At 72.5% G+C, this 17,001-nt stretch carries 14 protein-coding genes; 7 read left to right on the top strand and 7 right to left on the bottom strand.

The features are described 5' to 3' along the window. Positions 1-74: 74 nt before the first annotated feature. The gene (locus tag ACIRDU_RS27230; protein WP_403583848.1) at positions 75-962 is read right to left on the bottom strand and encodes an NAD(P)-dependent oxidoreductase; all 888 of its coding nucleotides are present in this window, start codon (positions 960-962) and stop codon (positions 75-77) included. Between the two features lie 87 nt (positions 963-1,049). After that, positions 1,050-2,225, bottom strand: coding sequence for an acyl-CoA dehydrogenase family protein (locus tag ACIRDU_RS27235; RefSeq protein ID WP_403583851.1), 1,176 nt, complete (start codon positions 2,223-2,225; stop codon positions 1,050-1,052). A 246-nt stretch (positions 2,226-2,471) separates the two neighbouring features. Here ACIRDU_RS27235 and ACIRDU_RS27240 point away from each other — a divergent pair, with 246 nt between their 5' ends. The 5 genes from ACIRDU_RS27240 (at position 2,472) to ACIRDU_RS27260 (ending at position 6,993) form a co-directional block, all read left to right on the top strand. After that, positions 2,472-3,059 (top strand): maleylpyruvate isomerase N-terminal domain-containing protein, encoded by a 588-nt coding sequence (locus ACIRDU_RS27240; RefSeq protein ID WP_403583854.1) that lies wholly within the window; start codon positions 2,472-2,474, stop codon positions 3,057-3,059. 272 nt (positions 3,060-3,331) lie between these two features. After that, the gene (locus ACIRDU_RS27245) at positions 3,332-3,712 is read left to right on the top strand and encodes a YybH family protein (RefSeq protein ID WP_403583857.1); all 381 of its coding nucleotides are present in this window, start codon (positions 3,332-3,334) and stop codon (positions 3,710-3,712) included. A gap of 108 nt (positions 3,713-3,820) precedes the next feature. Further along, positions 3,821-5,245 (top strand): flavin monoamine oxidase family protein, encoded by a 1,425-nt coding sequence (locus tag ACIRDU_RS27250; RefSeq protein WP_403583860.1) that lies wholly within the window; start codon positions 3,821-3,823, stop codon positions 5,243-5,245. Between the two features lie 47 nt (positions 5,246-5,292). Next, positions 5,293-5,739: a YybH family protein gene (locus ACIRDU_RS27255; RefSeq protein ID WP_403583863.1), complete on the top strand. Its 447-nt coding sequence runs from the start codon at positions 5,293-5,295 to the stop codon at positions 5,737-5,739. Between the two features lie 60 nt (positions 5,740-5,799). Then, positions 5,800-6,993, top strand: a complete 1,194-nt coding sequence (locus ACIRDU_RS27260) for an acyl-CoA dehydrogenase family protein (RefSeq protein ID WP_403583866.1) — start codon at positions 5,800-5,802, stop codon at positions 6,991-6,993. A 190-nt stretch (positions 6,994-7,183) separates the two neighbouring features. Here the strand turns inward: ACIRDU_RS27260 and ACIRDU_RS27265 are convergent, their stop codons facing one another. Then, complete coding sequence (locus ACIRDU_RS27265) at positions 7,184-7,729, bottom strand: flavin reductase family protein (RefSeq protein WP_403583869.1); 546 nt, start codon at positions 7,727-7,729, stop codon at positions 7,184-7,186. A 188-nt stretch (positions 7,730-7,917) separates the two neighbouring features. On the opposite strand from ACIRDU_RS27265, the gene ACIRDU_RS27270 reads away from it, so the two are divergent. Together ACIRDU_RS27270 and ACIRDU_RS27275 are read left to right on the top strand one after the other, a co-directional pair. Continuing rightward, positions 7,918-9,519 (top strand): aspartate aminotransferase family protein, encoded by a 1,602-nt coding sequence (locus ACIRDU_RS27270; protein WP_403583871.1) that lies wholly within the window; start codon positions 7,918-7,920, stop codon positions 9,517-9,519. 190 nt (positions 9,520-9,709) lie between these two features. Then, on the top strand, positions 9,710-12,184 hold the full coding sequence (locus tag ACIRDU_RS27275) for a BTAD domain-containing putative transcriptional regulator (RefSeq protein WP_403583874.1): 2,475 nt from the start codon (positions 9,710-9,712) through the stop codon (positions 12,182-12,184). On the opposite strand, the gene ACIRDU_RS27280 is transcribed toward ACIRDU_RS27275, so the two are convergent. From ACIRDU_RS27280 to ACIRDU_RS27295, 4 genes are all read right to left on the bottom strand, one after another. Then, positions 12,137-12,643, bottom strand: a complete 507-nt coding sequence (locus tag ACIRDU_RS27280) for a hypothetical protein (protein ID WP_403583877.1) — start codon at positions 12,641-12,643, stop codon at positions 12,137-12,139. The genes ACIRDU_RS27275 and ACIRDU_RS27280 overlap by 48 nt on opposite strands. Positions 12,644-12,951: 308 nt before the next feature. Continuing rightward, positions 12,952-15,516 carry a BTAD domain-containing putative transcriptional regulator gene (locus ACIRDU_RS27285; protein ID WP_403583879.1) on the bottom strand — a complete coding sequence of 855 codons (2,565 nt, stop codon included), beginning with the start codon at positions 15,514-15,516 and terminating at the stop codon, positions 12,952-12,954. A 29-nt stretch (positions 15,517-15,545) separates the two neighbouring features. After that, positions 15,546-16,322: a thioesterase II family protein gene (locus tag ACIRDU_RS27290; RefSeq protein WP_403583882.1), complete on the bottom strand. Its 777-nt coding sequence runs from the start codon at positions 16,320-16,322 to the stop codon at positions 15,546-15,548. After that, positions 16,265-16,939 carry an NADPH-dependent FMN reductase gene (locus ACIRDU_RS27295; protein WP_403583884.1) on the bottom strand — a complete coding sequence of 225 codons (675 nt, stop codon included), beginning with the start codon at positions 16,937-16,939 and terminating at the stop codon, positions 16,265-16,267. The genes ACIRDU_RS27290 and ACIRDU_RS27295 overlap by 58 nt, the downstream gene beginning before the upstream one ends. Between the last annotated feature and the right edge of the window lie 62 nt (positions 16,940-17,001).

A 17,001-nucleotide genomic window follows, 5' to 3' on the forward strand; every position in this document is an offset into this window, starting at 1 on the left:
GGGAAGGGGCCGGTTCCGACGGGGGATTCGGAACCGGCCCCTTCGTCAGGGGGTGACGCGCATACCGGACCCGGTCACTGCTTGGGGCGGCGGTATGCCTTCACGACACTGGCGTAGCTGTTCTTGGCGTGGCCCTGGGCGATGATGCCCTCCATCAGCGCCTCGGAGTACTTGGGCAGTTCGGTGTCGACGCCGAGCGCCTCGCTCTCCTCGACGAGGTGCTTGAGCGCGCCCAGGTGCGTCTCCAGGGTGGCGTCGTTGGCCGGGAACTTCTCGTCCCCGGCGTCGATCTGCGCGGCGTAGTCGGCCGTGAACATCTTGATCGCGTCGAGCCACATGTGCGCCCACGGCAGGAACTCCTGGGCCTTGACGCCGCCGGTCTCCACGATGGCGACGCCGTGCAGGAAGCTGTTCAGGGCGCCCCACATCAGGCCGAGCAGCGACACGTCGAACAGGGCGGGCTTGCCGTGGTCGGTGCCGAGGTAGGTGGTGCCGCCGCCGAGGAGCTTCAGCACGGGTTCGTGGGCGTCGAAGACGGCCTGGTCACCGGCGTAGAAGAGGACGGAGGTCTCGGCGCCGATGCCGGGCGGGGTGATCATGATGGCGCCGTCGAGGTACTGCGCGCCGTTCTTCTCCGCCCACTCGGCGGTCTGGCGGGCCTGCTCGGAGGAGCCCGTGGTCAGGTTGACGACGGTCTTGCCGCGCAGGGCGTCGCCGAGCGAGCCGATGACGTCGTGCACCACGTCGTACGTCGACACGCACACGACCACGAGGTCGCTCGCGGCGACGGCGTCGGCGGGGTTCGCGGCGAGGACCGCGCCGTCCGCGACGAGGCTCTCGGCCTTGTCCGCCGAGCGGTTCCACACGGTGGTGGCGTGACCCGCCTTCAGGAAGGCGGCGGCCAGGGCCTGCCCCATCAGGCCGAGGCCGAGCACCGACACCGAGGTGTGGTTGTCACCCATGAATCAGTTCCTCCAGTACGAAGTGGTGTGCTGAACGGACCGGCACGCGGGGCGCGCCGGCGAGAAAAGACGGTCCGGGGCGTCGACTCAGAGGAAGACGGTGCCGGGCTCCAGGCCGACCAGGACACGGCCCTGGAGTTCGAGGTTGACCTCGGCGTTGGCGAGCGCGTGCAGCGAGAAGCCCTGGATGTCGCGGTGGAAGCGCTGCATGTGGACGTCGCGCCGGATGACGGAGCCGCCGCTCGCGCCGTAGAGGATCTCCACGGCTTCCTTGGCCAGTTGGGCGGCGAAGCCGGTCTGGCCCCGCACGATGGCCTTCTCGGCGTCGGTGGGCTGCTCGCCTGCGTCGGCGCGCTCTTGGAGGAGGGTGAGCCAGCGGGTCGACAGGGCCTCGGCGGCGTCGATCTTGTTGGCGGCCGTGGCGACCTGGATCTGCGTGAGCGGGTGCAGCTTCTGGTCGGTCCAGTCGGTGTACGTGATCCCCCGGCCCGGCAGGCGCTCGAGGAACAGCTCGTAGGCGCCGCGCGCGATGCCGATGAACACGGCCGCGCACTCCGCCATGACAAAGCTGAGCAGGCCGTAGTTGCGCCCGGTGGCACCCGTGTTGGAGCGGTCACCGGTCGCGCTGACCATGACCTCCTCGAAGGACACGGCGTGGTGGGCCGGCACGAAGACGTCCTCGGCGACCGCGGTGGCACTGCCGGTGGCGGCGCCGGCCGAGACGTCCCAGTCGTCGACGATCGTGAGGTCGTCCATGGGGACGAGGGCCATGATCTCGCCCTCGGTGCCGTCCGGGTTGCGCACCATCGCCGCGGTGAAGTCCCAGTCGGCGCCCTTGCAGCCGGTGTTGAACTTCCAGGTGCCGTTGAGGAGGTAGCCGCCCTCGGTGGGGACCGCGACGCCGGTCGGCGCGAACGCGCTGGAGATCTTGACGGAGCCGGCCGCGAAGACCTCCTCCTGGGCCCGGTCGGGGTAGAGCGTGGCCGTCCAGGTGCTCGTCACCCACACCATCGTCACCCAGGCCGCGGCCGGGCAGCCGCGGCCGATCTCGGTGATGACCCGGGCCTGGTCGGCGAGCGGCAGGTCGAGCCCGCCGAACCGGCGCGGCACGGCCATGCGGAACACCCCGGCCTTCTCCAGGAGTTCGATGCTCTCGTCCAGCAGCCAGCCGCGGTCCTCGGCGGCGCGGCCGTTCTCGCGCAGGGTCGGGACGATGCTGTCCACGGCTTCCAGTACGGCTGCCAGGTCGTCGTTCGTGGCCATTTCCGGCTCCTCGATCGTGATTCCTACTGCCGGTCGAAAGGCGCGAGAACCCAACGCTCCCCGGCAGTTCAAAACCTTACTGAAGGGCTCGGAGAAAGGAGTAAGAGCACACTCATCGTCCGGTCATCACTGCCACACCTCAGGGAACCGGACGGGTTCCGACGCATCATTACCGGGCAATTACCGGCCACTGACCGGGAAATGATCGGACGGTGGTCGCGGGGCCCCGTGTGGGAACATCCCAGCATGACTCTTTCATGGCCCGAACTCGTACGGACGGCGGCCGAGGACACCACCTCGGCACTCGAAAAGGGAGCAGATCAGAACTGGCGCGGAAAGGCGGGTGATCTGGACTGGAGCTGTCGTGAAACCCTGTCGCACATCGCGCTCGGGGTGGTGGGTTACGCGGGCCTGCTCATCGCCCGCCCCACCGACCGCTACATCACCCTGTTCTCCTCGATCGACGGCCACGCCCCCGTCCCGGCCGCCCTGGAGGGCATCCGGATCGCCGGCACGCTGCTCGCCGGCACCGTCCGTGACACCCCGCCGGAGGTCCGCGCCTGGCACCCGTACGGCCACTCCGACGCGGCCGGCTTCGCCGCGATGGGTGTGCTCGAACTCGTCGTCCACGGCCGGGACATCGCGCAGGCGGTAGGCGTGGAGTACACGCCCTCGGACGCCCTGGCGGCGCCTGTGGTCGAGCGGCTCTTCCCCGACGCGCCCACCGGTCACTCCCCCGCCGAGACCCTGCTGTGGTGCACGGGACGCACCACGCTGCCCGGGCGGCCGCGCCGCGGCGCCTGGCGCTGGGACGGCCGGGTGCGCCAGGCCTGAGGCCGCCCCCGCCCTCCCCCGCTCACCGGATCACGTGCCGCCGGGCGACTCGCACACAGTCGCCCGGCGGCACTGTCATGCCGGGCCCCGCAGGCCGGGAGACCACGGCATTACCGCAGCGTGGCTGGAACGTTGAACCCGCCCGAATAGTGTCGGCCACGGAAATGCACGAGCACCCGCACTGTCCGTGCAGCACCCGCGTGGAACGTTCCTTTCTCCTGAACGTTCCCCCCAAACGTTTCTCCAGCCAAGAAGGCAGGTCGATTTCCGCCATGTCCGAGCTCGTCGCGGAACTGGAAAACCACACCGCCCGTTACGTCGAGGCCGTCAACGCGGGCGACTTCGAGACGGTCGAGAAGTTCTACACCGCCGACGCGGTCGCCGTCTGGGAACCGGGGAAGCCGCTCAGCGGTGACGAACGCCGGAAGTACCAGCGGGAATTCCTCGAAGCCCGGCCGCGGATGGCGGCCAAGCCCCGGCAGGTGTTCGTGACCGGCGAGACCGCCCTGATGATCGTCGACTGGACGATCGACATCACCGGCGCCGACGGCACCACCGACCACCTGGCCGGCGTCGGCGTGGACGTGCTGACCCGGGGCGAGGACGGGGTGTGGCGCTACGCCATCGACGACCCGTTCGGCCAGGCGAGCTGACCGGCGCGAACGCCGCGGCACGCAGCACCGAAAGCACCTTGGCTCATGAGTGACATGCCGGTTCCGCACGGCGGGCCCGCACCGAGTACACGGGGGACACACAGCACCATGCACACCACCGGACCCACCAGTGGGCGGCGGCCGACGCGCCGCACCCTGCTCAAGGCGGCCGGGGCGGCCGCCGTCGCGCTACCCGCCCTCGCCCCGCTCGCCCCGACCGCCTCGGCCGCCGGGCGAGGCGCCGCGGCGGACTGGGACGCCATCGTCATCGGCGCGGGTTTCGCCGGCATCACCGCGGCTCGCGAACTGCGCGCCCGCGGCAAGCGCGTGCTCGTCCTGGAGGCCCGCGACCGCATCGGCGGCCGCACCTGGACGGACACCTACGGCGGCCAGTTGATCGAGCGCGGCGGGACCTGGGTCGAACCGACCCAGCCCTACCTCGGCGCCGAACTCACGCGTTACAAGCTGGCGCTGGAGGAGGACGAGCCGATCTCGACCACGTGGCTGCCGACGCCGAACGGCCCGCGGCAGTTCACGCCCGAGGACGGGTTCGGCCGCATGGGCACCGTCTTCGAGCGCATGTTCGACGGCTCGCGGACGTACTTCGAGAAGCCGTTCCAGCCCCTGCACCGGGCCGACCTGCTGCAGAGCCTGGACAAGCTGACGCTGCGCGACCGCCTGACCCAGCTCGCCCTCACGCCCGAGGAGGAACTCCTCGTCAACGGGCAGACGGCGGTCTACGCGGGCGGCTCGAGCACGGCCGGTGCCTTCACGATGTTCGCCCACTGGTGGGCTCTGGCCGGCCACACCAACGCGGGCTGGAACGACACCATGCGCTGGCGCATCGCCAAGGGCACCAAGGCGCTGCTCCAGGCGATGATCGACGAGGCCAAGCCGACGATCAAGCTCGGCTCGCCGGTCGCCTCGGTGAACGACACCGGCTCCCTGGTCTACGTCACCACCACCTCCGGCACGCGCTACAGCGCCACCGCGGTCGTCGTCGCGATGCCGGTCAACGCCCTGAGCACGGTCAAGTTCAGCCCGTCCCTGCCCCCGGCGCTCACCACCGCCACGACCCAGGGCATCGCCGTGACGAACGCGGTCAAGCTGTGGATCCACGCCCGCAAGGGAGCCGGCCGGGTCTACGGCCAGGGCGCCGAGGGCGGCTCACAGATCCCCATGCTGCTGCCGTTCAAGGAAACGTCCGAAGGCATGCTCTACGTCGCCTTCAGCACCGACCCCCGGCTCGACCCGACCAATGTCGCCCAGGTGAAGAAGGCCGTACAGCAGCTCGGCGTGAACCTGGACGTCATCGGCGTCAAGGTGCACGACTGGGGCCGCGACCCCTACGCGCGCGGCGGCTGGGCGTTCCGCAAGCCGCGTCAGCTCACCACGCTCTACCCGGAGGTCACCTTCACCAGCGGGCGGCTCTCCTTCGCCAGCGGCGACATAGCCAACGGCTGGAGCGGCTACATCGACGGCGCCATCGAGTCCGGTCTGCGTGCCGCCCGGCAGGCAGCGGGCGAGGAATGACCACCGAGGCATCACCCACCCACCCCCCGGAAGGGAACCGCATCCCCATGTCAACAACGCCGGCCACGTCAGCCACGCACTTCACCGTCCCCTTCGACCCGGAACGGCCCGACCTCACGTCCGACACGGACATCCAGAACGAGATCTTCATCCAGGTGTTCAACTCGGGTGACGGCGAGCTGTTCAACCGCCTCTACCTGGACGACTCGGTGTCGAACTTCTCCGGCGAGCCCCTGACGGGCGCCGACCGGCTGGCGTTCTTCAAGGAGTTCCTGGCGTCGAAGCCGACCCTCGAGGCGAGCGTCACCCACTCGTACGTGGCCGGCGACGTGGCGCTGATCGGGGTCGAGTACTCCATCGACACCACCGGCCCCGACGGTGAGCCGGTCCGGCTGGAGGGCGTCTGCACCGACGTGCTCCGCAAGACCGAGGACGGCCGCTGGCTGATGGCCATCGACCGCCCGGTGGCCGCGACCGGTCTCGTCGCCGACTAGTGCGCCCCGGGAGCCCCCCCTGGCGCGCCAGGGGGGGCTCCGCCGTGCCCGAAAACGAAGATGGCCCGAGGAGAGACAGTGACCGACCAGGAAGCCCTGGCGTCCGTACTGGACGCCGTACGCGATGTCGTCCCCACACTGCGCGCGAACGGCGCGGACGCGGAGGAGCGGCGATGGATCCCCGAGGAGAACGTCCGGCTGCTGGACAAGGCGGGGGTGTTCCGCGCCGCGGTGCCCCGCGCCCACGGCGGACTCGACTTCGGCGCGGCCGACCAGTTCAAGGTCATCGCCGAGGTCGCGCGCGGCTGCCCGTCCACCGGCTGGCTGACCATGGTGTGGCTCACCAGCACCTGGTGCGCCTCCCTCTACCCCGACCGGGCGCAGCAGGAGGTGTTCGCCGGGGGCAGCACCCGGGTGTCCATCGTCTTCGCCCCCACCGGCACCCTCGCCCCCGTCGACGGCGGCTACCGCCTCAACGGCAGGTGGCAGTACAACTCCGGTGTCCGGGGGGCCGACTGGGACCTGCTCGCCGCGATGGTGGAACGCCCCGACGGGACCACCGAGGAGCTCGTCGCCCTGGTCCCGGTCTCCGAGCTGGAGGTCACCGACGACTGGCACGTCAGCGCGGGAGCCGCCACCGGCAGCTGCACGACCACCGCCGAGGACGTGTTCGTGCCCGCGCACCGCGTGGTCTCCCTGGAGGAGGCCATGGTCAGCGCGACCGGCGACCGCGAGAACACGGGCGCCACCGGCCGCAACTACGGTCTGCTCGGTTACGTCCTGTCCGGCGTCGCGGCCGCGTTCACCGGCATCGCGCGCGGCGCCTACGAGCTGTTCCTCGAGCGCCTGCCGGGCCGGGGGATCACGTACACCGACTGGACCGACCAGAAGCTGCACCCGCTCACGCAGATCCAGGTCGCCACGGCCGCCAACAAGATCGACGCCGCCGAGGCCCTGGCGGACCTCTGGCTGGAGGTCCTGCAGACCCGGGCCGACGCCGGCGAGCAGCCCACCGACGAGGAGAAGGCCGTGATCCGCGGCCGGACGGCGTACGCGGCACAGCTCGCCAAGGAGGCCGTCGAGCTGCTGTACGCGGCGAGCGGCGGCTCGGTCATCCGGCGTGAGGTGCCCCTGCAACGCTTCCACCGCGACATCCAGGGCTTCTCGCTGCACGCCCTGGTCCAGCGGGACGCCAACCTGGAGGTCCAGGGGCGGGTCCTGCTCGGCATGGACCCGGGCACCTACTTCCTGTGACGGCCGGCCTCCCGCCACGGCGGGAGGCCCGAGACCCGACCCAGACACACGACCCAGACACACGACCGGGACACACGTCTCAGACACACACGTCCCAGACACACACGACCGGGACACACGGCAGGGCGGCACCACCGGTGGGTGGTGCCGCCCTGCCGGGTCCGCCGCACGCGGCGGCGGTCGAGCCGTTTCAGGAACGGGTGGCCGGCTTGCCGAAGCGGCCGTTGACGAAGAGCAGCTCGTCACTGGTCGCGCCCTCGCCCGCCGCCAGCACGGTGCCGATGAAGATGGTGTGGTCGCCGAACGCGTGCGACTCGGTCAGCTCGCACTCCAGCCACGCCACCGAGTCGTCGAGCAGCGGGGCGCCCGTGTGCTCGCCGGCGCGCCAGTCCACGCGCTCGAACTGGGCGGCACCGAGCGTACGGCTCTTGTCGGCGAAGTGCCGGGCGAGCTGCTCCTGGTGAGCGCCGAGTATGTTCACGGCGAAGCGCCCGGCCCCGGTGAGCGCACCGTGCATGACCGCACTGTGCCCGACGCTGCACAGCACCGACGGAGGGTCGAGGGAGACCGAGCTGAAGGCGTTCGCCGTCATGGCGTGCAGGTGCTCCCCGCCCACGGTGAGGACCGTGACACCGGTCGCGAAGCGGGACATCACCCCACGCAACCGGTCCGGGCGTACCGGCTCGTGACCGGAACGCACGGCGGCGTGATCGAGTTCGGCGGACGCGGAATTCATGCCACTCTCCGATGGGTCACGGGACACGTCTGTGCCGTCCGCACGGAAGGGGCAGCCGGCGCAATCAACGTAACCGCGGCGTCTCGCGGTTCCTTCATGCCCGGGTAACCGGCGGGCCTCGCGTGACCGGGCGGGACCGATGACCTTGCAGTGACCGGACGTTTACCCGGCCGTCAGACCCTGAGGACATGACTGAGACCTCCGCCGCAACCGCGGAACGCGAACTCGCCGAGCCCTATCTGCGCCAGGTACTCGACACCGCGGGACTGGCGGTGGAATACGTGCGCGCCGAGGGAAACACCCTGTACGTACGGGACGACGACGGCACCGAGGTCCCGGTCGTGGACTTCGCCGGCGGTTACGGCTCGGTGCTGCTCGGCCACCACCACCCCGAGATCACCGCGTACGCCCGTCGGCTGCTCGCCGAACATACACCGATCCACGCCCAGTTCTCGCGCCACCCGTACGCCAACCGGCTGGCCGCCGAACTGAACCGCATCATCGCGCGTGAACTCTCCGACGACGAGCCGTATTACGCCATCTTCGGGAACAGTGGCGCGGAAGCGGTGGAAGCCGCCGTCAAGCACGCCGAACTCGACCGGGGTCTACGCGTGTCCGAGCTGCTCGGCTCCGTCGACGCCGAACTCGCGGCGGCGCGCGCCGCGGCGGCCGAGGGCTCCGCCACCGTCCACGGGGAGGCGGCCGCACGGCTCGGGGTCGCCCTCGCCGCCGACGGCAACGACGCCGTCGCTCTGGTGGAGGCGGCGATCAGGCGCCGCAACGACGAGATCACCGCGGCGCCACCGCTGTTCCTCGCCCTGGAGGGCGGCTTCCACGGCAAGCTCGCCGGCAGTGTGCAGCTGACCCACAACGAGAGCTACCGGCTGCCCTTCAAGTCCCTCGCCGCACAGGCACGGTTCGTCCCGCACGACAGCCCCGAGGACCTGAACGCCGTCTACGCGCGTGAACGCCGGGTCCTGCTCGGTCTGAGCACGGAGAACGGCAGGATCACGGTGACGGAACACGAGTTCCCCGTGTTCTGCGCCTTCCTCGTCGAGCCCGTCCAGGGAGAGGGCGGAATCCGCGTCCTGTCCCGCGAGTTCGCCCAAGAGATCCAGGAGTTCTGCGCCCGGATCGACTGCCCCGTCGTCGTCGACGAGATCCAGAGCGGAATGGGACGCACCGGCGCCCTGCTCGCCAGCTCCCGGATCGGTCTGCGCGGTGACTACTACACCCTGGCCAAGACGCTCGGCGGCGGCGTCGCGAAGGCGTCCGTGATGCTGGTGCGCGAGAAGCGCTACCGCCGGGACTTCGAGATCGTGCACAGCTCGACCTTCGCCAAGGACAGCTTCTCCTGCCACATCGCGCTGAAGGTCCTGGAACTGCTGGAGAGGGACGGCGGCGCGGCCTACCGGCAGGCCGAGGAGCGCGGTGCGGCGCTGCGGGCGAAACTCGACGCGCTGCGGGCGGAGTTCCCCGACGTGGTGGCGGACGTGCGCGGAGACGGGCTGATGCAGGGCCTGGAATTCCACGACCAGTCCGGCGCCTCGTCGCCGGAGCTCGGCCAGATCGCGCGGAGCGGCCTGTTCGGTTACTTCCTGGCGGGCCATCTGCTGCGCCGGCACCGGGTGCGGACGTTCCCGACGGCCAGCGCGGTCAACACGTTGCGCTTTGAACCCTCGATTCATGTCACAGACGCGGAACTCGGCCAGTTGTACGCAGGACTGCATGACGTGTGCACACTGTTGCGCAAGCAGGCCGGCGACGAACTCACCGCCGCGGGCCGCTGAACCACCCCTGGCGGGTCCGCCGCCTCCCCCCACCGGCGGACTCCCAGGGCATTCCGGCCGACGCCGGCCATGACCGGGCCGGACGCCCGACCGGAAGCAGTACGGGAGGCGGACCGCGTCGACGACCCGTCAGGCGGCCTGCCGGTCCCGGGTAACGCAGCACGCCGGCGCAAGCGAAACGGGGGAGTTCATGCAGTTCCGCTTACTGGGGCCACTCGAGGTCGAGCATGCGGGGGGACCGCCGGGAAGCCTGGTGGACCTGGGCGGGCACAGGCAACGCGCCGTGTTGGCGTATCTCCTGTTGCAGGCGAACCAGGTGGTGTCCACCAGCCAGTTGCTGTCGGCCCTGTGGGCCGACGACGACGCGCCCATGACCGCGCGCAAGATCCTGCAGAACGCCGTCTGGAAGCTGCGCGGCGTCCTGTCCCGGCCGCCGCGCGCCGAGCACGGTCCGGAACTGCTGACCCGTGCACCCGGCTACCTGCTGCGCGTGCCGCAGCAGCGCGTCGACCTGCTCGACTACGAGCAGCGGGTGGTGACGGGGCGGGCCGCCCTGGCGGCGGGCGAGGTGGAACGCGCCCGCCGTTCGCTCGGCGAGGCGCTGGCGTTGTGGCGCGGGCCCGTCCTCTCCGATCTAGTGGAGGAAGGTATCTGCTGGCCGGAGTTGACGGCCCTGCAGAACCGTCGGCTCGACGTCATGGAGGATCACTTCGAGGCCGCCCTCGCCTGCGGCAGGCACCAGCTCGTCCTGCCCGACCTGGAGAGCCTGGTGGCCGCCGAGCCGCTGCGCGAGCGCGCCTCGGGGCAGCTCATGGTGGCCCTGTACCGGTGCGGGCGGCAGGCCGAGGCGCTGGCGGTCTTCGGCCGGGTACGCACCGCGCTCGTCGAGGGGCTCGGGCTGGAGCCCGGGCGCGAACTGCACCGGTTGCAGCAGGCGATCCTCACCCAGGACCCGGTGCTGGAGGTGCCTCGCCCGGTGAGCGGCCGGGAGCCGGCGCACCTCACCCCGGTCCCCCGGCCCACGACGGCCCCGCCCGAACCCGCCGCGACCTCCGCACCGCTGGCAGCACCACCGGCGTCCGCGCCGGCCGCGCGCACCGAGCCGGCCACACCCGCGAAGCAAGCCGCACACACCGAACCGGCCACACCCCCGAGGCAGGCCGCACACACCGAACCGCCCACACCCGCCAAGCAAGCCGCACACACCGAACCCGCCACCATCGCGAGGCGGGCCGCATGCACCGAACCGCGCGCGACGGTGAAGCGAGCCGCGTGCACCGAACCGCCCGCCCGCATCCGACCCGCCGCGACCGCGGAGCGGACCGCACCGGCCGCCGAGGTCTCCTCCCGCGGCCGGCACGAGTCCCGCACCGCCAGCGTGGTCATGTTCCGCTTCGGGCTCGGCGCGGAACTGGGCCGGGTGCTGGCCGAGGACCGGGACCGGGTGGTCGACGCGCTGACCCAGGTCGCCCGGGAGAAGACCGAACTCCACGGCGGCCGGGTCACGGCCGTGCTCGGTTCGACCGTGCTCGCGGTGTTCGCCGACGGGACGGACCCGGCCGACAGCGCCGAGCGCGCGGTCCGCACCGCGTCCGCCGTCCGCGACAGCCTGAGCGTCCCCACCGGCACGCTCACCCCTCCGCAGGCCGCCGTACGCGGTCTCACCGTCCACGCGGCCGTGGCGTCCGGGGAGGCCCTGCTGCCGCGCCGGTCCTCGGACGACCCGCCGCCGCTGTGGAGCGGTGGCAGGCTCGTCGACACCTGCCGGACGATGCTCGCCCATGTGCAGGCCGGGGAGATCCACGTCTGCGCGGAGACCCACCGCCAGGTCGAACGGGCCGCGACGTTCCGGCGGGCCTGCGCGTCGGCCCTCGCCCCGTGGGAACTGCACGCCCTGCACGACGACGTCACCAGCCTGTCGTGGGGTCCGGCCGGCGGTGCCGGTGCCCACGTCAGCGAGCTGGAGCTGATGCATCACACCCTGCTGCACACGCGGCAGCGCTCGGCGGCGCATCTGATCACCCTCATCGAAGGGTCCGGCCGGGCCCGCACACGCCTGCTGATGGAGTTCCAGCGGCGGGTCGAGGAGGACCACGGCGGTCCCGTGCGGGTGCTGGCCGGCACGGTTCCTGCGCCGCACACCGGCTCCGCGCTGTCGGTGCCGGCGGAGATCCTGGCCTCCTACTGCGGCATCGACCCCGGCGCCCCCGAGCCCCGGGCCGCGGCACGGCTGCGGGCCGCGCTGAACCGCCTGAGCGGCGACCCGGCCGCCGGAGCGGACCTGTTCCACCCCCTGGCCCGGCTGCTCTCGCCGCGGCGGACGGCGCACGAGCGGGAGAACCCCGGCGAGATGCTCCGGGCGTGGGCGGCGTTCCTGGCGGCGGCGGCGCGCGAGCAGCCGCTGGTGCTGATCTGGGACGACCTCCAGCACGCCGACGACGCGCTGCTGGACCTGGTGGAGCGGCTGACGCAGACCCATGCGGCCGTGCCGCTGCTCATCGTCGTCGGCGCGGACTCCCGGCTGCCGGACCGGCGTCCGGGCTGGGCCACCGCGCACCCGCGCACGGTGACCCTGAGCCTGAGCCTCAGCCCGGAGCCGGGCGACGCCTTGGACCGGCTACTGGAGTCGCTGCTTCCGCCGGTCCGGGAGTCCGAGGTCGCCTGAGCGCGTCCCGCCCGTGCCGGTGAGGCGTATGGCGCGGGCGAGGGCGCCCAGCGCCCGCGTGACGTCCGCGGACCCCTCGGGCAGGACGTCCGCTGCCGATTCGACCAGCAGCGACCCGGCCAGGGCCTCCCAGGGTGCCGCCGCGCCCGTACGCACCGGACCGGCGGAACCGGCCGCGCCGAGCACCCGCCGCGCCCACGCGGTCATCCGGGTCCGGTCCGCCGCGGTGACACCCGGCACGGTCCGGAGCCCGGCGGCGAAGCGGGCCAGTATCTCCCCGGCGTGCTCGGCGAGCAGCGCGTCCTGCCGCGCCGCCGTGCGCCCGGGCGGTCGGGCGAGGGGCTCGGAGTCATCCGGCCGGGCCGGGCCGGTGTCCCGGGGGCGGCCGGCCCGGCTCAGCCCTTCGTGCAGGGCCGCGGCGAACCGGGCGCCGACGAAGACGGCCAGCGGAGTGTCCATCTCTCCGGCGACGGAAACCCGCCCGGGCCGAGGTGACGCGTGCGCGGGACGGCGGGTCTGTGGGGCTGCGATGTCCATACGGACAGCACACCAAGTCCCGCCCACACCCCGCCCATTCGCCACTCCTCGGCCCGGTCATCACACGGCCGTGCAGCCGGCACGGCACCTCGCCGGGTCGGCTCACGACACGCCCCACCGGCACCCCGACCGGCCCGGCCACCACCGGACCCACCGCCCACACCCGCACCTTGCACGGCCCGGCCGTCACACGACCCACCCCCCGGACCGCACCCCGGCCAGTCCGGCCGTCACACGGCCCGTCGCCCGGGCCGTACCTCGACCGGCTCGGCGCCCTTGCCGCGGAACCCGGCGTGGATCCGGCCGGACGGCCTCGCCCGCTCCTCCTGCCGTCGGGTGCGGCAGTCCGGGAAGGGCAGGGTGCGCCGCGGCGGGGCGGCCGGTTCGCGCAGCCGGGGCAGGGTCAGCCGGCTGGCGTGCTCGCAGCCGCTGCCCCAGAACGGCCGGCGGCGCAACAGGTCGGAGTGGCCGCAGGCGACGACCAGCAGCGCCCCGGTGCCCGCGACGGCCAGGCTCTCCGCCCAGTCCAGCACTGCCTCGTCGGCGAGGTGCAGGTCGTCCAGGCAGAGGACCAGGGGGCGACGGCGAGCCTCGTGCTCGATGACCTCGCGCCACGCGGCGAGCAGGTCGGCCCCGCGCCCGGCCAGGCCGGAGTGGGATGCGGGACCCAGCACCCGCAGCAGCCGTGCGGCGACCACGTCGGAGTCGACGGCGGAGCGGACCACGGCTCGGATCCGCTGCTCCGGCGGGTCGAGCCGCGCCCCGTGCCGCGGCGCCCACGCCTCCAGCAGTGCGGCGGCCGTGCCGACGGCGTCCTGGCCGCCCTTCGGGGTGCTCGGCCGTACGATCCGCACCTCGCCGAAGTCGCCCGCGGCGCGGCGCTCGAACTGGGCGAGCAGACCGGTCTTGCCGACCCCGTGGCCGCCGAGCACCGTCAGCATGGAGGGCACGTCATGGTGGCGCGAGTACTCCAGGAGGTTCTCCAGCAGGGCGAGTTCGGGCCGGCGCCGGACATCGGTGCCGGGCCCGGCGGGCCGGTCCGTGTGCAGGGTCCGGGCCCTGCGGATGCCGACGGCGCCGTCGGCGGCGCGGGTGGTCTCGTCGTAGCCCACCCACGTGCCGGTGTCAGCCGCCACGTCCTCGCTCACGTACAGCTCGCCCTCCGGGACGCCGGCGAGCAGGCCGTGCGCCTTGTCGAGCAGGGTGCCCACCACCGAGACGGGGGCCCGGGGGTCGTGCGGGTCGTGCCGCACGATCGCCTTGCCGGAGACGACCACGGCACGCATCACCATGCCCGCCCGCACGGCCAGCCGTTCACGGGCCGCGAAGGCCGCGCGCACCGCGTTCAGCGATGCCTCGGGGCGCTCGGAGCGCAGTCCGAACAGGGCGGCGCACAGCCCGCCCATGGAGCCGACGACCGTCCCGGAGCGGGTCTCGACGCTCTCGGTGAGCACGGTGACCGCGTCGTGCAGGGAGGTGTCCAACTGCTCGCTCTCCATGGCCGCCGCGTCCCCGGCGGACTCGGTGCACACCACGAGCACGCACACGTCCCGCCGCTCGGCGACCACCCCGCCCTCGGCACCGCCGAACCCCGTTGTCACGCCCGGCTGTTCGCCACTCCCCGCGCCGCCGTACGAGGACACCCCGCCCGGACCACCGCCTGCCTCCACGCCGCCGAACGAGGACACCCCGCCCGAACCACCGCCACCCCCCGCGCCGCCGGAAGGCGAAGCCCCGCTCCCCCGTCCTCCCTCCTCTGCGCCTCCGATGGACGGCGCCGTACGCGGTCGGTCTCCGCCCTCCGCGACACCGGCGGCGGACACCGGCACGCGTGTCTGGTCATCGGCCCCCATGAGACCGGCCGCACGCAGGGGCTCCGGTGCCGCGCCGTCCGGCCCGCCCACCCCTGGGTCCCCTGCGTCCGCCGTGATGGGAACCGGTGTCCGCGCGACGTCCGCCTCCACGACCGGGCGCCACCGCGGTGCGCTCATCTCGGCGGCGCCCCGCTCCGCGCGGACCTCCGTGGGGGAGGCCAGTGCCTGGTCATGGCGCAGGATGCGTCGTTGCAGGGTCTGGAGGGCGGCGGACGGCTCCAGGCCGTACTCCTCCACCAGGGCCAGCCGCACCCTGCTGAACACGCTCAGCGCCTCCGCCTGCCGCCCGCAGCGGTACAGGGCGAGCATCAGCTGCCCGCACAATCGCTCCCGCAGGGGCTCGGCCTCGGCCAGCGAGGTCAGTTCGCCCAGCACGCCATGGTGCCGGCCGCACGCCAGCTCCGCCTCGAAGCGGTCCTCCATGGCGTCCAGGCGCAACTGCCGTAACGCCGTCAACTCGGCCCACTCCACTCCCTGTTCGGCCAGATCCGACAGGGCCGAGCCGCGCCATTCCGCCAGGGCCTCCCCCAGCAGCTCGGCGGCCTCGGCCGCCGCACCCGCGTCCAGGCGGGCCCGGCCCGCGGCGACAGCGCGTTCGAAGCGGGTCGCGTCGAGCTTTTCGGGGTCGACGCGCAGCACGTAGCCCGGCGCCCGGGTGATCAGCTGCGGCGGCTCGTGCCCCTCGCCGCCGCCGCTCTCCAGCAGGGCGCGCAGGCCCCACACGGCGTTCTGCACCATCTTGCGTGCCGTGACCGGCCTCCCGTCCTCGGGCCACAGGGCCTCGAGGAGCTGGCTGGTGGCGACCACCTGGTTGGCGTGGAGCAACAGCAGCCCGAGCACCGCTCGCTGCTTGACGCCGCCCAGCGGCAGACTCCGCCCGCCGCTCACCACGTCAAGCGGCCCGAGAACCTTGAACTCCACGCCTACCCCCGTACGTCGAACACCCGTGTTCAGTCATGGCCGGCGCCGTTGCCCGCCCGAGCGGCGCCCGCCGGGCGGACGCCGCGCAGTACCACCTCGGCCACGTCGCCGAGCCGCTGGTCCAGATAGAAGTGACCGCCGGGAAAGACCCGCACCTCGGTCTCGGCGCGGGTGAACGTCCGCCAGCCGGCCGCCTCCTCGACGGAGACGACCGGGTCGGCGTCGCCGCACAGCACGGTGACCGGCGTGTGCAGCGGCTCCCGGGGCGTCCAGGAGTACGCGGCGAGGGCCGCGTAGTCGGCTCGCAGAGCGGGCAGCACCATTGCCACCAGTTCCGGGTCGTCGAACAGGGCCACGCCGGTGCCGCCGAGCCGGCGTACGGCGGCCAGGATCGCGTCGTCGTCCGGCAGCACGTCGTGCGGACTGCGCCGCGGCCCCGGGGCACCCCGGGCCGACAGGAAGAGCCGGCGGGGTGGCCGGGCCCCGCGCTCCTCCAGGATCCGGGCGGTCTCGTACGCCACCAGCGCGCCCATGCTGTGACCGAAGAACGCGAAGGGCGCTGCCGTCTCCTCGTCCTCCAGTTTCCCGGCGACGAGCGCGGCGAGTTCCCTGATGTCCGCCACCGGGGTCTCCCGCCGGCGGTCCTGGCGGCCGGGGTACTGCACGGCCCGCACCTCGACGTGCGGTCGCAGCTGCCGGGACAGCGGCTGGTACGCGCTGGCCGCGCCCCCGGCGTGCGGGAAGCAGATCAGCCTGAGAGCGTCGGGCTCGGGATCGCCGAAACGTCGGAACCACTGGCCGTCCATGGCGCGTTGCGCTCCTGTCTGTTCACCGGGGGTACGTGGTATCCGCGCTCTGCCCTGGCCCGGTGCAGCACACCGGCCCACCAGCTGAGGCGGTCGAACATCAGCCGGGCCGACACGTCCCAGTCGTCGGAGGCGGCCAGGGTGCCGTCGGGTCCGAGCCGCTCCCAGTAGTTGTGGAAGCTCACGGTCTCGTTCACGGTGACGGCGTGGACCTCGCCGAAGACCTGGCGCAGGGCCGCCACGGCGCACAGACCGCTGGAGGGACCGCCGTAGGAGAGGAATCCGACGGGTTTGGCGTGCCATTCCTCGTCGTACCAGTCGATCGCGTTCTTCAAGGACGCCGGGAACGTCTGGTTGTGCTCGGGGGTGACCACGACGAACGCGTCGGCCGACGCCAGCCAGGGCGCCAGGTCCTTGACGGCCTGGGGTCGGGGAGCCGACGGGTCGGCGGACATCACGTCGGGCAGCCAGGCCGTGGCGAGGTCTATGACGTCCACGTCGAAGTCGGGCCGCAGCCGGGCCCGGGAGGCCAGCCATTCCGCCGCGACGTGCCCGAACCGGCCCTTCCTGATGCTGCCGATGATGATCGCCAGCCGAAGTCGTTCATTCTCGGCCACCTGCCCCCGCCCTCCGCGCCCCCGCCGAAACCGCATTCCTCGGGGAACCCTGGCATATGCCC

Source organism: Streptomyces sp. NPDC093598, assembly GCF_044764825.1.
Lineage (GTDB): Bacteria > Actinomycetota > Actinomycetes > Streptomycetales > Streptomycetaceae > Streptomyces.

Excerpts from the sequence above, each read along its gene's own strand:
- ACIRDU_RS27230 (WP_403583848.1), bottom strand. The coding sequence starts at position 962 with ATGGGTGACAACCACACCTCGGTGTCGGTGCTCGGCCTCGGCCTGATG.
- ACIRDU_RS27235 (WP_403583851.1), bottom strand. The coding sequence starts at position 2,225 with ATGGCCACGAACGACGACCTGGCAGCCGTACTGGAAGCCGTGGACAGC.
- ACIRDU_RS27240 (WP_403583854.1), top strand. The coding sequence starts at position 2,472 with ATGACTCTTTCATGGCCCGAACTCGTACGGACGGCGGCCGAGGACACC.
- ACIRDU_RS27245 (WP_403583857.1), top strand. The coding sequence starts at position 3,332 with ATGTCCGAGCTCGTCGCGGAACTGGAAAACCACACCGCCCGTTACGTC.
- ACIRDU_RS27250 (WP_403583860.1), top strand. The coding sequence starts at position 3,821 with ATGCACACCACCGGACCCACCAGTGGGCGGCGGCCGACGCGCCGCACC.
- ACIRDU_RS27255 (WP_403583863.1), top strand. The coding sequence starts at position 5,293 with ATGTCAACAACGCCGGCCACGTCAGCCACGCACTTCACCGTCCCCTTC.
- ACIRDU_RS27260 (WP_403583866.1), top strand. The coding sequence starts at position 5,800 with ATGGCCCGAGGAGAGACAGTGACCGACCAGGAAGCCCTGGCGTCCGTA.
- ACIRDU_RS27265 (WP_403583869.1), bottom strand. The coding sequence starts at position 7,729 with ATGAATTCCGCGTCCGCCGAACTCGATCACGCCGCCGTGCGTTCCGGT.
- ACIRDU_RS27270 (WP_403583871.1), top strand. The coding sequence starts at position 7,918 with ATGACTGAGACCTCCGCCGCAACCGCGGAACGCGAACTCGCCGAGCCC.
- ACIRDU_RS27275 (WP_403583874.1), top strand. The coding sequence starts at position 9,710 with ATGCAGTTCCGCTTACTGGGGCCACTCGAGGTCGAGCATGCGGGGGGA.
- ACIRDU_RS27280 (WP_403583877.1), bottom strand. The coding sequence starts at position 12,643 with ATGGACACTCCGCTGGCCGTCTTCGTCGGCGCCCGGTTCGCCGCGGCC.
- ACIRDU_RS27290 (WP_403583882.1), bottom strand. The coding sequence starts at position 16,322 with ATGGACGGCCAGTGGTTCCGACGTTTCGGCGATCCCGAGCCCGACGCT.